The sequence below is a fragment of the Enterobacter sp. Li2LvB3 genome, from assembly GCF_056156645.1.
Genome location: NZ_JBSICG010000009.1, coordinates 1 through 15,374 on the forward strand (window position 1 = coordinate 1; position 15,374 = coordinate 15,374).

12 protein-coding genes are annotated in these 15,374 nt (G+C 50.9%); 8 read left to right on the forward strand and 4 right to left on the reverse strand.

The genetic code is table 11. From position 1 onward, the window contains the following. The 3 genes from ACS603_RS09125 to ACS603_RS09135 all read left to right on the forward strand — a co-directional run. On the forward strand, window positions 1-834 hold an 834-nt coding region (locus tag ACS603_RS09125; RefSeq protein ID WP_474944133.1), incomplete at its 5' end, for a dimethyl sulfoxide reductase anchor subunit family protein. Window positions 835-1,109: 275 nt separating this feature from the next. After that, window positions 1,110-2,258 carry an MFS transporter gene (locus ACS603_RS09130; RefSeq protein ID WP_182060228.1) on the forward strand — a complete coding sequence of 383 codons (1,149 nt, stop codon included), beginning with the start codon at window positions 1,110-1,112 and terminating at the stop codon, window positions 2,256-2,258. A 123-nt stretch (window positions 2,259-2,381) separates the two neighbouring features. Then, complete coding sequence (locus ACS603_RS09135) at window positions 2,382-2,879, forward strand: anti-virulence regulator CigR family protein (RefSeq protein ID WP_182060229.1); 498 nt, start codon at window positions 2,382-2,384, stop codon at window positions 2,877-2,879. A 33-nt stretch (window positions 2,880-2,912) separates the two neighbouring features. Here ACS603_RS09135 and pflA read toward each other — a convergent pair whose 3' ends face one another. The 4 genes from pflA to ycaO form a co-directional block, all read right to left on the reverse strand. Continuing rightward, a complete protein-coding gene (gene pflA / locus ACS603_RS09140; protein ID WP_182060230.1) occupies window positions 2,913-3,653 on the reverse strand; it encodes a pyruvate formate lyase 1-activating protein in 741 nt (246 codons plus the stop codon). A gap of 204 nt (window positions 3,654-3,857) precedes the next feature. Beyond that, window positions 3,858-6,140, reverse strand: a complete 2,283-nt coding sequence (pflB, locus tag ACS603_RS09145; RefSeq protein WP_182060231.1) for a formate C-acetyltransferase — start codon at window positions 6,138-6,140, stop codon at window positions 3,858-3,860. A gap of 51 nt (window positions 6,141-6,191) precedes the next feature. After that, window positions 6,192-7,049 (reverse strand): formate transporter FocA, encoded by an 858-nt coding sequence (focA, locus tag ACS603_RS09150; protein ID WP_182060232.1) that lies wholly within the window; start codon window positions 7,047-7,049, stop codon window positions 6,192-6,194. Window positions 7,050-7,455: 406 nt separating this feature from the next. After that, window positions 7,456-9,216 carry a 30S ribosomal protein S12 methylthiotransferase accessory factor YcaO gene (gene ycaO, locus ACS603_RS09155; RefSeq protein ID WP_182060233.1) on the reverse strand — a complete coding sequence of 587 codons (1,761 nt, stop codon included), beginning with the start codon at window positions 9,214-9,216 and terminating at the stop codon, window positions 7,456-7,458. A gap of 127 nt (window positions 9,217-9,343) precedes the next feature. Between ycaO and ACS603_RS09160 the strand changes: the two genes are divergently transcribed. From ACS603_RS09160 to rpsA, 5 genes are all read left to right on the forward strand, one after another. Then, window positions 9,344-10,036 carry a DUF421 domain-containing protein gene (locus tag ACS603_RS09160; RefSeq protein WP_182060234.1) on the forward strand — a complete coding sequence of 231 codons (693 nt, stop codon included), beginning with the start codon at window positions 9,344-9,346 and terminating at the stop codon, window positions 10,034-10,036. A 161-nt stretch (window positions 10,037-10,197) separates the two neighbouring features. Further along, a complete protein-coding gene (gene serC, locus ACS603_RS09165) occupies window positions 10,198-11,286 on the forward strand; it encodes a 3-phosphoserine/phosphohydroxythreonine transaminase (protein WP_182060235.1) in 1,089 nt (362 codons plus the stop codon). A 70-nt stretch (window positions 11,287-11,356) separates the two neighbouring features. Beyond that, window positions 11,357-12,640 carry a 3-phosphoshikimate 1-carboxyvinyltransferase gene (gene aroA / locus ACS603_RS09170; protein WP_182060236.1) on the forward strand — a complete coding sequence of 428 codons (1,284 nt, stop codon included), beginning with the start codon at window positions 11,357-11,359 and terminating at the stop codon, window positions 12,638-12,640. Between the two features lie 185 nt (window positions 12,641-12,825). Continuing rightward, entirely contained in the window at window positions 12,826-13,509 is a 684-nt protein-coding gene (gene cmk / locus ACS603_RS09175; RefSeq protein ID WP_182060237.1) for a (d)CMP kinase, read from the forward strand. Between the two features lie 109 nt (window positions 13,510-13,618). Further along, the gene (rpsA, locus tag ACS603_RS09180; RefSeq protein ID WP_010429251.1) at window positions 13,619-15,292 is read left to right on the forward strand and encodes a 30S ribosomal protein S1; all 1,674 of its coding nucleotides are present in this window, start codon (window positions 13,619-13,621) and stop codon (window positions 15,290-15,292) included. Window positions 15,293-15,374 lie beyond the last annotated feature (82 nt).

Sequence of the window (15,374 nt, forward strand, 5' to 3'; positions counted from 1 at the left end):
ATGATCTTCACGGTCTTTGGGCAGTGCGTTGCGGGTGGTTTTATCGTGCTCGCCCTGGCGTTGTTAAAAGGCAATCTGAATACTGAACAGCAACAGCGTTTAGTACTGAGCATGTTTGGTCTGTGGGTGCTAATGGGGATTGGCTTTATCGCCTCAACCTTGCACCTGGGTTCACCGATGCGGGCGTTTAATTCCCTGAACCGCGTGGGTGCATCATCACTCAGTAACGAAATTGCCAGTGGCGCCATTTTCTTTGCTGTGGGCGGGCTGGGCTGGTTGCTGGCGGCACTGAAAAAGCTACCTTCAGGATTACGTAGCCTGTGGCTAATCATCACGATGGTTCTGGGTGTGGTGTTCGTGTGGATGATGGTGCGGGTTTATAACACCATCGACACCGTTCCAACCTGGTATAGCGTCTGGACGCCAATGAGCTTCTTCCTGACGATGTTCATCGGTGGGCCGCTGTTGGGTTTCCTGCTGCTGCGTGTGGCGGGTGTAGACGGCTGGGCGATGCGTTTACTGCCGGCGGTTTCACTCCTGGCACTGGTGGTGAGTGCCATCGTAGCCCTGATGCAAGGGGCAGAGCTTGCAACGATCCACAGCTCTATTCAACAAGCATCTGCATTGGTGCCTGATTACGGCTCGCTGATGGCCTGGCGCGTGGTGTTGCTGGCGGTGGCGCTGGTGTGCTGGATTGTGCCTCAGCTTAAGGGTTATCAGCCTGCGGTACCGTTGTTGTCTCTGGCCTTTGTTCTGGTGCTGGCAGGTGAGCTGATCGGCCGTGGTGTGTTCTATGGCCTGCATATGACGGTTGGTATGGCCATAGCAAGTTAACGCTGTTTTTTTGTTATATAAAGCCGGGACAGAGTGCCCGGCTTTTTTGTTTTCAATCATGAAATTTTTCGACTGTCGTTTGGTTTTAATTCCGGATATTGGTAAATAAAAACAATTAGATAGTTTGTATCGATAGCAGGCATTGCATTAGCAGGATTAGTTTTTTAAATCGACAGTGCACATATTGTGCGAGCGCCCTGAATCGGTGGATTGACTTTGTTTTTGCCAGTGGCATGATGCGCACGAAATCTGAACTTCCTCACGGTTTTTAATCCATGTCCACCTATACCCGCCCAGTGCTCCTGCTGCTCTGTGGCCTGCTTTTGCTGACGCTGGCGATTGCGGTGTTAAACACCCTCGTCCCGCTTTGGCTCGCCCATGAAAACTTACCAACCTGGCAGGTGGGCATGGTTAGCTCGTCCTTTTTTACAGGTAACCTTCTGGGAACGCTGGTAACAGGGAGCCTGATTAAGCGCGTTGGTTTTAACCGTAGCTATTATCTGGCATCGCTGATTTTTGCCGCCGGGTGCGCCGGGTTAGGCCTGATGGTGGGATTCTGGAGCTGGATGGTCTGGCGTTTTATCGCGGGTGTGGGCTGCGCAATGATCTGGGTGGTGGTTGAAAGTGCCCTGATGTGTAGCGGCACGTCGCGCAACCGTGGTCGCCTGCTGGCGGCATATATGATGGTTTACTACGTTGGAACCGTGCTTGGGCAACTGATGGTCAGTAAACTGCCAACCGACCTGATGAGCGTCCTGCCGTGGGTGACTGGCATGATCCTGGCCGCTGTTCTGCCGTTGCTCTTTACCCGCATTGTTAACCAGCAGAGCGAACACCAGGAAGTGACCCATGTCTGGCCGATGCTGAGGCTGCGTCAGGCGCGTCTGGGAGTTAATGGCTGTATCATTTCCGGGATAGTGCTGGGTTCGCTTTATGGCCTGATGCCACTGTATTTGAACCATCAGGGCGTCAGCGATTCCGGGATCGGTTTCTGGATGGCGGTTATGGTCAGTGCGGGGATCGTCGGGCAATGGCCGATTGGTCGTCTTGCCGATCGCTTTGGCCGCCTGCTGGTGCTGCGCGTTCAGGTCTTTGTGGTGATCATGGGTTGCCTCGCGATGCTCAGCAGCGCTGCAATGGCGCCAGCGCTGTTTATTCTGGGGGCGGCGGGCTTCACTCTCTATCCGGTAGCCATGGCCTGGGCTTGCGAGAAAGTTGAACATCATCAGCTGGTGGCAATGAACCAGGCGCTGCTCCTGAGTTATACCATCGGCAGTTTACTGGGGCCGACGTTGACGGCCATGCTGATGCAGAATTATTCTGACAACCTGCTGTTTATCATGATTGCCAGCGTGTCGTTTATTTATCTCCTGATGTTGCTGCGCAAAGCGGGCGAACATCCGACTCCCGTGGCCCATGCCTGAATAAATAAAAGCCTGTCGATGACAGGCTTTTTTGACCCTATCAGAACTAAGAGTTTTACTTATTGTTTGTTTATTGCGCCAGGCGATAATTCAACTGAGTTCTATCACTAAAAGGCAGCAATCATGTCTATACGTCGTTTTTCCACGACTGCTCTGGCAGTCGTGTTGTCCTTAACCTTCGCAACCGCGCCAGCCCTGGCAAATCCAGGTAATGGTCATGGCAATGGTAATGGTGGTGGGCAAGGCAACAGCGGCAACCATGGGAACGGGAATTCCGGTAATCATGGCAATAAACAAAATAATAGTAATCAGAGTCCCGGCAAATCAAATAAAAGCGTCGGTGATGATGTTGATGCGCGCGTGAGCTTCGATCACGCCCGTCATCTGGCATTGAATTACGGTTTAACCGGTTATGATTCATTGCCGCCGGGCATTGCGAAAAATCTCGCACGCGGAAAACCACTGCCTCCGGGTATTGCGAAAAAAACAGTACCGGCGTCTATGCTGGGCCAGCTTCCTTCCTATCCTGGGTATGAATGGCGGGTAGTGGGTGATGACCTGGTCTTAATTGCACTGAGTACGGCCATTGTGACCACGATCATTAACGGCGTGTTCAGATAGCATAAAAAAAGCCCGGTTAAACCGGGCTATTTTTTAATACATAACTTTGTGTCCGTACTGCTCAAGAATGCCTTTCACGCGTTCCATGGTTTCTTTCTTCGGTGGTTTAACGCCATCGAGCTTATATTCTTCACCCATCGCCACCCATTTATGTTTACCCAGTTCGTGATAGGGCAGCAGCTCAATTTTTTCTACGTTGCCCATGTCGCGAGTAAATTCGCCCAGTCGATGTGCAGAGTCATCATCATCTGACCAGCCAGGTACAACCACATAGCGGATCCAGGTGTTGATACCCTTACCTGAGATGTATTTGGCGAACTCCAGGGTACGATGGTTGGAAACACCAACCAGATTCTGGTGGATCTCATCGTTCATCTGTTTGAGATCGAGCATCACCAGATCGGTCACTTCAAGCAGTTCATCGATGACCGGATCGTAACGACGTACAAAACCGTTAGTATCAAGGCAGGTGTGAATACCTTCTTTACGGCAGGCGCGGAACCAGTCGCGCACAAACTCGGCCTGAAGAATGGCTTCACCACCAGAAGCGGTAACACCACCACCCGATGCGTTCATAAAGTGGCGATAGGTCACAACCTCTTTCATTAAATCATCAACAGTGATTTCTTTGCCGCCGTGTGTATCCCATGTATCACGGTTATGACAGTAAAGGCAGCGCATCAGGCAGCCCTGGAAGAAGGTAATAAAGCGGATCCCTGGGCCATCGACAGTGCCACAGGATTCAAAGGAGTGAATGCGACCAATAGTTGACATTGCGGTGATATCTCCAGCATCGACCCGTCCGGGGCCTGAGTATGCACAGCTCAAAACCGGCTGTGTTTAAATCTGTTTTGGCTGATATCCATAAAGTATAGATAGCGGACAAAAGAGACTGGGGTGGAGAAGGTGTTAAAAAGGCCCCACTTGCGTGGAGCCTTTATTGTACGCTTTTTAACGCGTGATTTCAGTCAATTCCAGTTAGATGGACTGAGTGAAAGTACGGGTGATAACGTCCTGCTGCTGTTCTTTAGTCAGGGAGTTAAAACGTACTGCGTAGCCAGATACACGGATGGTCAGCTGAGGATATTTCTCAGGATTTTCCATCGCATCGAGCAGCATTTCACGGTTCATCACGTTCACGTTCAGGTGCTGACCACCTTCGATGGACGCTTCGTGGTGGAAGTAACCATCCATCAGACCCGCGAGGTTAGTTTTACGTACTTCGTCGTCTTTACCCAGTGCGTTTGGAACGATAGAGAAGGTATAAGAGATACCATCTTTAGCATAAGCAAACGGCAGTTTAGCAACGGAGGTCAGAGAGGCAACAGCACCTTTCTGGTCACGACCGTGCATTGGGTTAGCACCTGGGCCGAATGGCGCGCCAGCACGACGACCGTCTGGGGTGTTACCGGTTTTCTTACCATACACAACGTTAGAGGTGATGGTCAGAACAGACTGAGTCGGGATAGCGTTACGGTAAGTAGTCAGTTTCTGAATTTTCTTCATGAAACGTTCTACCAGGTCAACCGCCATGTCATCAACGCGAGAATCGTTGTTACCAAACTGCGGGTATTCGCCTTCGATTTCGAAGTCAACAGCCAGGCCGTCTTCGTCACGAATTGGTTTAACTTTCGCATATTTGATTGCAGACAGGGAGTCAGCAGCAACGGACAGGCCAGCGATACCACATGCCATGGTGCGAACAACGTCACGGTCGTGCAGCGCCATCAGAGAGGCTTCATAGCTGTACTTGTCATGCATGTAGTGGATAACGTTCAGTGCAGTGACGTACTGTTTAGCCAGCCAGTCCATGAAGTGATCCATACGGTCCATCACTTCGTCGAACTTCAGAACGTCGCCTTTGATTGGTTCAGATTTAGGACCAACCTGCATTTTCAGTTTTTCATCAACGCCGCCGTTGATTGCGTACAGCATGGTTTTCGCCAGGTTTGCACGCGCACCGAAGAACTGCATTTGTTTGCCAACGATCATTGGGCTCACGCAACAAGCGATAGCGTAGTCATCGTTGTTGAAGTCCGGACGCATCAGGTCATCGTTCTCGTATTGCAGAGAAGAGGTGTCGATGGACACTTTAGCGGCGAATTTCTTGAAGTTCAGAGGCAGTTTTTCAGACCACAGAACAGTGATGTTCGGCTCCGGAGAAGGACCCATGGTGTACAGGGTGTTCAGGAAGCGGAAGCTGTTTTTGGTAACCAGAGTACGGCCATCAACGCCCATACCACCGATTGACTCAGTTGCCCAGATTGGGTCACCAGAGAACAGTTCATCATATTCAGGAGTACGCAGGAAACGAACCATACGCAGTTTCATGACCAGGTGGTCAATCATTTCCTGAGCGTCTTGTTCAGTGATTTTGCCTGCTTTGATATCACGTTCGATGTACGCATCCAGGAAGGTGGATACGCGACCGAAGGACATTGCTGCGCCGTTCTGAGATTTAACAGCAGCCAGGTAGCCGAAGTAAGTCCACTGGATAGCTTCCTGAGCGTTGGTCGCAGGAGCAGAGATATCGCAGCCGTATTTAGCCGCCATCTCTTTGATCTGGCCCAGTGCACGATGCTGTTCTGCGATTTCTTCACGCAGACGGATAGTGGCTTCCAGATTTACGCCGTTTTCCAGATCAGACTGGAGAGAAACGAACTGCGCGTATTTGTCTTTCAGCAGGAAATCGATACCGTACAGTGCAATACGACGGTAGTCACCGATGATACGGCCACGGCCATACGCATCTGGCAGACCAGTCAGAACGCCAGATTTACGGCAGTTCAGAATGTCTTTGGTGTAAACATCGAATACGCCCTGGTTGTGGGTTTTGCGGTATTCGCTGAAGATTTTTTTCAGCATTGGGTCCAGCTCGCGGTTGTACGCTTTGCAAGAACCTTCAACCATTTTGATGCCACCGAACGGGATGATTGCACGTTTCAGTGGTGCTTCAGTTTGCAGACCAACAATTTTCTCAAGGGCTTTGTTGATGTAGCCAGCATCGTGAGAAGTGATGGTGGATGCAACGGAGGTGTCAAAATCAACTGGCGCGTGAGTGCGGTTTTCCAGTTTAACGCCTTCCATTACGCTGTCCCACAGCTTGGTGGTCGCGTCAGTTGCGCCAGCCAGGAAGGATTCGTCACCTTCATACGGGGTATAGTTTTTCTGAATGAAGTCACGGACGTTTACTTCATTCTGCCAGTCACCTTTCGCAAAACCTTCCCAGGCTGTGGCTAACTTTTCATTAAGCTCGGACATGTAACACCTACCTTCTTAAGTGGATTTTTTATTTACTGCCTGAGATAACCATCAATGATGGTCGTCGCCACGCAGGTAAATGACCCAGTATGTCAACCCAACTAACAGACCCCCACCGATAATGTTCCCGATAGTGACAGGGATCAGGTTATCAGTAATGAAGTTCATAATAGTCAGGTGAGAGAAACTTTCCGGGGTTGAACCAACCGCGGTCCAGAACTCCGGGCTCGCAAAGTTGCGGATTACAATTCCCATAGGGATCATAAACATGTTTGCGATACTGTGCTCAAAGCCGCTGGCAACAAACATCGCAACCGGCAGAACCATAATCATGGCTTTGTCCATCAGGCTACGACCAGAGTAGCTCATCCAGACAGCCAGGCAGACCATCAGGTTTGCGAGAATGCCAAGAGCGACAGCTTCGATAAATGTGTGGTGCATTTTGTGGTCTGCGGTTTGCAGGACGTTAAGCCCCCAGCCGCCGTTGGCGGTCATGTATTCGCCAGATAACCACATCAACAAAACAAAGAGCAGACACCCAATCAGGTTACCAACATAGACGTTTAACCAGTTACGCGCCAGTTGGCCCCAGGTTATTCTTCCGCTCGCTTTTGCGACGACAATCAGCACCGTTGAGGTGAAGAGGTCAGCGCCGCAGATGACGCAAAGAATCAGTCCCAGTGAGAAGCAAATACCGCCAATCAGTTTAGCCATGCCAAAAGGCATTGTGGCAGTACCGGTTGTGGCAGTGATGTAAAAGACAAAAGCAATGGAGATGAACACACCCGCGGTGATCGCCAGATAGAAGGTCTTCATCGGGTGTTTCGTTGCTTTATAGACACCCGCTTCTTCGGCAACTTTGGCCATCGCAGCTGGGAGTAAAAGATCAAAAGGGTTGTCAGCTTTCACACTAACTCTCTCTTTATTAAGTCGGCGACGAGATACTAACAAAGCATTATAGAAGAGAAATTGATATAGATCATATCTCGCCTGGCTTATAGGCCCGCAATGTGTATGGTTTTACAGCGAAAGCGGAGTAAGTATTTGATTATCCGTATAAAAATAAATTTTAAAAGTTATGAAAAGAGTTGAATTTTTTCGTGCGCGCTCCCGTAAAACAGTTAATTAAAATGGAGTATTTACCATAAAAAGTAACAGTCAAGCTTAGGTAAGTATTATTATATTTACCCATATTTAACTTTATTATTACAATCAAAAATCATTGCGAAAGAAATAAAAAAACGGGGCAATGAAATTGCCCCGTAATATAGCCCAGACGATTGAATCCGCCTACAGTTGGTAATGTTATATGCGCTTATTTTGACCAGTAAGCGGCTTTAGCCTTCTGTAACTTCTCATACGCGTTCAGCAGCGACTGATGTGCCGGGAAGGCTTTCAGATCGTTATCTACAGCGTGCAGGCCGTAGAACGGTTCTTCACCGCTCAGGGCCGCGCTGGCAGCTTCTACAGCGTCTGCGCCATACATACGCACGAAGGCATTCAGATATTGCAGCGGCTGACGTTCGTCTTCCTGCGAGAGCAGCAGCAGGGTTTGCAGGCAACGGTAGTAGTTTGCGCGTTCTGCGGAGAAGACAGACTGGTTGAACTCCATCGTCCATTCCGTCCATGCCAGCGCCTGATCCAGATCACCACCTGCTAAGGCCAGCATCGCTTTCAGCTCGCCAATACGCAGGGTATACCAGCCATTGTCTTTACCGGTTGCCAGACCGAGCAACTCACGCACACGGGTAAAGTCATCGTGACCTTCGTCGTCCAGTTGCGCGATCAGGTTCAGATAGTCTTCTTTTTCCCACTCGCTACCTGGCAGAGACAGTAGTGTTTCACGAAGATGCGCACCCATACTGTTATTTGCCAGCCACAGATCTTCTGCCGGATAAATATCAGACATGCCAGGCACCAGAATACGGCAAGCGTATACGCTCAGGTGTTCGTAGTCGGCAATATAGACTTCTTTATCTTCAGCTTTGAAGATAGCCATCAGGGTGGCGAACTCTTCTTCAGTGGTGCCTGCAAAGCTCCAGTCTACAAACGGGTAGTCCGCATCCTGCTTAAACATATCCCAGGAGATCAAACCGCTTGAATCGATGAAGTGGGTTTCGAGGTTCGCGTGTTCAGCCACTTCTTCGTCGTCGAAGGTTGGCGGGGTAAACACGTCGAGGTCTTTCAGGCTACGGCCCTGAAGCAGTTCGGTGACCGTACGTTCCAGCGCGACACCAAAGTCAGGATGCGCACCAAAGGAAGCAAAGCAGGTACCGTTCGCCGGGTTGAACAGCACCACGCAGATAACCGGGTATTTACCCCCCAGAGAACCATCATAGGCAAAGATTGGGAACCCTTCAGCTTCCAGCTTCGCGATAGACTCCACAACGCCCGGGTAACGCGCCAGAACCTCGGCCGGAATTTCAGGCAGGCTGATGGATTCTGCGATAATGCGGTTTTTAATGTGGCGTTCGAACACTTCAGACAGGCCCTGCACACGCGCTTCGTTGCGGGTGTTCCCGGCAGACATACCGTTCGACACATACAAGTTACCGACGATGTTCATCGGGATGTATACGGTCTGCTCGTCAGACTGACGGGTAAACGGCAGGGCACAGATACCGCGATCCTCATTACCGGACTGTAAATCGATAAGCATACTGGCGGTCAGTTCGTTATCGGCATCGTAGAACGCGCGCAGTCGGGCATCCAGAATACCTTCCGGCAGTTCGTCATCTTCGGTCAGCGGGAACCATTTTTCATTCGGGTAGTGAACGAATGGGCCATTAGCGATGGTGTCACCCAGCCAGAAGTCGGCGAAGAAATAGTTGGTGGACAGACGCTCAAAATACTCACCCAGCGCAGAGGCCAGTGCGGCTTTTTTGGTTGCGCCTTTACCGTTGGTAAAGCACAACGCGCAGTCTTTGTCGCGAATATGCACGGACCAGACGTGAGGAACCGGATTCAGCCAGGAGGCTTCTTCAATATTAAAGCCCAGGTCGGTCAGTTTCTGCTGGAAGCGAGCGATGGAATCTTCCAGAGCGGCGTCTTTGCCGGGGATAAACGTTTGAGTCATGGCGTTCACTTTTATCGTACGTAAAGCGCGCAATGATACGGGTTTTGCGTGACGGGTGCTATCTTCGGCGAAAATAAATGACTGGGCTATGCTTAGTGACAGTAACTCTCTGTTAAGGCATAAAAAAATGAAAGCATTCGATCTTCATCGGATGGCATTTGACAAAGTTCCACCCGATTTTTTATGGGAGGTGGCGCTGCGTAGTCTTTATACCTTCATCCTGGTCTTTCTTTTCCTCAAAATTACCGGGCGTCGCGGTGTTCGCCAGATGTCGCTTTTTGAAGTGCTTATTATCCTGACGCTAGGGTCCGCGGCCGGGGATGTTGCCTTTTATGACGATGTGCCGATGGTGCCGGTCTTCGTGGTTTTTGTCTCACTGGGCCTGCTGTACCGGCTGGTGATGTGGTTGATGTCAAAAAGCGAAAAGCTGGAAGACCTGTTTGAAGGGAAACCGGTGGTCATCGTCGAAGATGGGCAATTGGCCTGGGAGAAAGTCCGCGGCGCCAATATGACGGAATTTGAATTCTTTATGGAGTTGCGGCTCAACAGCGTAGAACAGCTCGGGCAGGTGCGTCTGGCCATCATGGAAACGAACGGACAAATCAGCATTTATTTCTATCGCGATGATGATGTGAAGCCTGGCCTGTGTATCCTTCCTGAAAGCTTCGTTGAGCGGTTTAAGACGATACCTGAAACGGGTGAGTATGCCTGTATAAGATGCAGCCATGTCGAAGCGATGCAGGCAGGAGAGCATCAATTATGTCCCCGTTGCACGAATCCAGAATGGTCGAAGGTTAGCCGGGCCAAACGTATCACCTGACAGCCATTTTGTCGGTTTTGTTACAGCGAGGTGGCAGATTGTATTGTGTGACGACGGGCACATTTCGCCGGTCATAAGTTTTAGACATTGCGGCGCGTGTCACTGAATGATAAAACCGATATCCACAGTAATAACTTATTGCTTTTAGCGTGGTGAGGGAAATGGCTCAAGTCTTTAATTTCAGTTCAGGTCCGGCAATGTTACCGGTGGATGTGCTCAAACAGGCTCAACAGGAACTTTGTGACTGGCAGGGTCTGGGCACGTCGGTGATGGAAATCAGTCACCGTGGCAAAGAATTTATTCAGGTAGCTGAAGAAGCAGAAAAGGATTTTCGTGATCTGCTGAATATTCCCTCGAACTACAAAGTATTGTTCTGCCACGGCGGCGGGCGCGGTCAGTTTGCGGGCGTACCGTTGAACATCCTGGGCGACAAAACCACTGCTGACTACGTTGATGCTGGCTACTGGGCGGCAAGCGCCGTTAAAGAAGCCAAAAAATACTGCTCACCAAATGTTATCGACGGCAAAATCACCGTTGATGGCCTGCGCGCCGTTAAGCCGATGAGCGAGTGGCAGCTTTCTGACAACGCTGCGTATCTGCACTATTGCCCGAACGAAACCATTGACGGTATTGCCATCGATGAAGTGCCGAATTTCGGCAAAGATGTGGTGGTTGCTGCCGACTTCTCCTCAACAATCCTCTCCGCGCCAATTGATGTCAGCCGTTTCGGCGTTATCTACGCGGGCGCGCAGAAAAATATCGGCCCGGCTGGGCTGACGCTGGTCATCGTGCGTGAAGATTTGCTGGGCAAAGCCCATACTTCATGCCCGTCAATCCTTGATTACACCGTGCTGAACGACAACGACTCTATGTTCAACACCCCGCCAACATTTGCCTGGTATCTGGCAGGCCTGGTCTTCAAATGGCTGAAGCAGAATGGCGGCGTGGCGCAGATGGACAAGATCAATCAGCAAAAAGCCGATCTGCTGTACGGTGTGATTGATAAGAGCGATTTTTACCGCAACGACGTGGCGCAATCCAACCGCTCTCGCATGAACGTACCTTTCCAGCTCGCCGACAGCAGCCTGGATAAGCTCTTCCTTGAAGAGTCCTTCGCGGCGGGTCTGCACGCGCTGAAAGGCCACCGTGTGGTGGGTGGGATGCGTGCTTCTATTTATAACGCCATGCCGCTGGAAGGCGTGAAAGCGTTGACCGATTTCATGGTCGACTTCGAACGTCGCCGCGGTTAATCACGCTGATTTTTCACCCCCGCAGTTATGCTGCGGGGTTTTTATTATGTTGAGTTGAGAGTTAAGTTTCATGGAATCCCTGACGTTACAACCTATCGCGCGGGTAGATGGCACCATTAATCTGCCTGGTTCAAAAAGTGTCTCGAACCGCGCTCTGCTGCTGGCAGCTCTGGCAAACGGCACCACCGTCCTTACAAATCTGTTGGACAGCGATGATGTTCGCCATATGCTCAATGCGCTGAAAGCGTTGGGAGTTCATTATACGCTGTCTGATGATCGCACGCGTTGCGAAGTGACCGGTAACGGTGGTGCGTTGCACTCTGGCGAAGCGCTAGAACTGTTCCTGGGGAACGCCGGTACCGCGATGCGTCCGCTGGCAGCTGCCCTGTGCCTGGGCAGCAACGACATTGTGTTGACCGGCGAGCCGCGCATGAAAGAGCGTCCAATCGGTCATCTGGTGGATGCCCTTCGTCAGGGCGGCGCGCAGATTGATTATCTGGAGCAGAAAAATTATCCGCCACTGCGTCTGCGCGGTGGTTTTACCGGTGGCTCCGTTGAAGTTGACGGCAGCGTCTCAAGCCAGTTTCTGACAGCCCTGTTGATGACCGCGCCACTGGCACCGCAGGATACAGTCATTACCATTAAAGGTGATTTGGTTTCTAAACCTTACATTGATATCACGCTGCACCTGATGAAAACCTTCGGTGTTGACGTTGAAAACCAGACGTATCAACGCTTTGTCGTGCGTGGCGCGCAGCAATATCAGTCCCCGGGCAACTACCTGGTTGAAGGCGATGCGTCATCTGCCTCTTACTTCCTGGCTGCCGGCGCGATTAAAGGCGGTACGGTGAAAGTGACCGGTATCGGGCGTAACAGCGTGCAGGGCGATATCCGTTTCGCTGACGTGCTGGAGAAAATGGGGGCTGTTGTGACCTGGGGTGATGATTTCATCTCCTGTACACATGGCGAGCTGAACGCCATCGATATGGACATGAACCATATCCCGGATGCCGCAATGACCATTGCGACAGCTGCGCTGTTTGCGAAAGGTACTACCACGCTGCGTAATATCTATAACTGGCGCGTGAAAGAAACCGATCGTCTGTTTGCGATGGCGACCGAATTGCGTAAAGTGGGTGCAGAGGTAGAAGAGGGCGAAGATTACATTCGCGTGACACCTCCGGCCAAATTGCAGGTTGCAGAAATTGGTACCTACAATGATCACCGTATGGCGATGTGCTTCTCGCTGGTGGCGTTGTCCGACACGCCTGTGACTATTCTCGACCCGAAATGTACGGCGAAAACCTTCCCGGACTACTTCGAGCAGCTGGCGCGCATTAGCACGCTGGCCTGATGACATTATGCCGCATTCTGCGATGCGGCATTTCCTTACGCTTCCTGACGTTCATTCCTGCCCATTTCTTCTACACTCTGCTTCATTAAATCCGTAATTTGCACGCAAAGGTAACAGTTGCGCACGTTGGCGCGTATAATGCGCGGCGTTTATGTTAACGGTATGCCTTGATTAAGGAGAAAAAGATGACGGCAGTTGCCCCGGTAATCACCATTGATGGGCCTAGTGGCGCAGGGAAAGGTACTCTGTGCAAGGCGATGGCGGAAGCATTGCAATGGCATCTTTTAGATTCAGGAGCAATCTATCGCGTGCTGGCCCTGGCTGCGTTGCATCACCATGTGGATGTCGCATCTGAAGAAGCGCTGGTACCGCTGGCGGCGCACCTGGATGTGCGTTTTGTGTCGACCGACGGCAACCTTGAAGTGATCCTGGAAGGGGAAGATGTGAGCGGAGAAATCCGCACGCAGGAAGTGGCTAATGCCGCCTCTCAGGTTGCTGCGTTTCCACGCGTTCGCGAGGCGCTGCTGCGTCGCCAACGTGCCTTCCGTGAAGCGCCAGGTCTGATAGCCGATGGGCGTGATATGGGTACAGTGGTATTCCCTGATGCACCTGTTAAAATTTTCCTTGATGCTTCCTCTGAAGAACGTGCGCATCGCCGTATGCTTCAGTTGCAGGAGAAGGGCTTTAGTGTTAACTTTGATCGCCTTTTATCCGAGATAAAAGAGCGCGACGACCGCGATCGTAACCGCGCCGTTGCCCCACTTGTTCCTGCAGAAGATGCATTAGTTCTGGATTCAACCAGTTTAACTATTGAGCAAGTGATTGAAAAAGCGCTACAATATGCGCGCCAGAAACTGGCACTCGCGTAATTGCGACCGATTTAGCAGTACCCCCGCTGCAATGGATTGACGGCGGGTATGTGAAACAACCCCATCCGGCAGGAGCCAGGTGGACGTTATATTAACCTGAAGATTAAACATGACTGAATCTTTTGCTCAACTATTTGAAGAATCCTTAAAAACAATCGAAACCCGTCCGGGTTCCATCGTTCGTGGTGTTGTTGTTGCTATCGACAAAGACGTAGTACTGGTTGACGCCGGTCTGAAATCTGAGTCCGCCATTCCGGCAGAGCAGTTCAAAAACGCCCAGGGCGAGCTGGAAATCCAGGTTGGTGACGAAGTTGACGTTGCTCTGGATGCAGTAGAAGACGGCTTCGGTGAAACCCTGCTGTCCCGTGAAAAAGCTAAACGTCACGAAGCTTGGATCACGCTGGAAAAAGCTTACGAAGAAGCTGAAACTGTAGTCGGTGTTATCAACGGCAAAGTTAAAGGCGGCTTCACTGTTGAGCTGAATGGTATTCGTGCGTTCCTGCCAGGTTCTCTGGTAGACGTTCGTCCAGTTCGTGACACCCTGCACCTGGAAGGCAAAGAGCTTGAGTTCAAAGTAATCAAGCTGGACCAGAAGCGTAACAACGTTGTTGTTTCCCGTCGTGCTGTTATCGAATCCGAAAACAGTGCAGAACGTGATCAGCTGCTGGAAAACCTGCAGGAAGGCATGGAAGTCAAAGGTATCGTTAAGAACCTCACTGACTACGGCGCATTCGTTGACCTGGGCGGCGTTGATGGCCTGCTGCACATCACCGACATGGCGTGGAAACGCGTTAAGCACCCAAGCGAAATCGTGAACGTTGGCGACGAAATCACTGTTAAAGTGCTGAAGTTCGACCGCGAACGTACTCGTGTATCCCTCGGCCTGAAACAGCTGGGCGAAGATCCATGGGTTGCTATCGCTAAACGTTACCCAGAAGGTACTAAACTGACTGGTCGCGTTACCAACCTGACTGACTACGGCTGCTTCGTTGAAATCGAAGAAGGCGTTGAAGGTCTGGTGCACGTTTCCGAAATGGACTGGACCAACAAAAACATCCACCCATCCAAAGTTGTTAACGTTGGTGATGTAGTGGAAGTTATGGTTCTGGATATCGACGAAGAACGTCGTCGTATCTCCCTGGGCCTGAAACAGTGCAAAAACAACCCATGGCAGCAGTTCGCGGAAACCCACAACAAGGGCGACCGTGTTGAAGGTAAAATCAAGTCTATCACTGACTTCGGTATCTTCATCGGCCTGGACGGCGGCATCGATGGCCTGGTTCACCTGTCTGACATCTCCTGGAACGTTGCAGGCGAAGAAGCAGTTCGTGAATACAAAAAAGGCGACGAAATCGCAGCAGTTGTTCTGCAAGTTGACGCAGAGCGTGAGCGTATCTCCCTGGGCGTTAAACAGCTCGCAGAAGATCCGTTCAACAACTGGGTTGCACTGAACAAGAAAGGCGCAATCGTAAACGGTAAAGTGACTGCAGTTGACGCTAAAGGCGCAACCGTAGAACTGGCTGACGGCGTTGAAGGTTACCTGCGCGCTTCTGAAGCTTCACGTGACCGCGTTGAAGATGCAACTCTGGTTCTGAGCGTTGGCGACGACGTTGAAGCTAAGTTCACCGGTGTTGACCGTAAGAACCGCGCTATCAGCCTGTCCGTACGTGCTAAAGACGAAGCTGACGAGAAAGATGCAATCGCAACTGTTAACAAACAGGAAGATGCAAACTTCTCTAACAACGCAATGGCTGAAGCTTTCAAAGCAGCTAAAGGCGAGTAATATCAAGTTCTCTGCATCATTTTGAGCTGTAACGCAATTACAGTGAGAAGGATGAGGAGCAGACTTGACAGATTGCAGGATT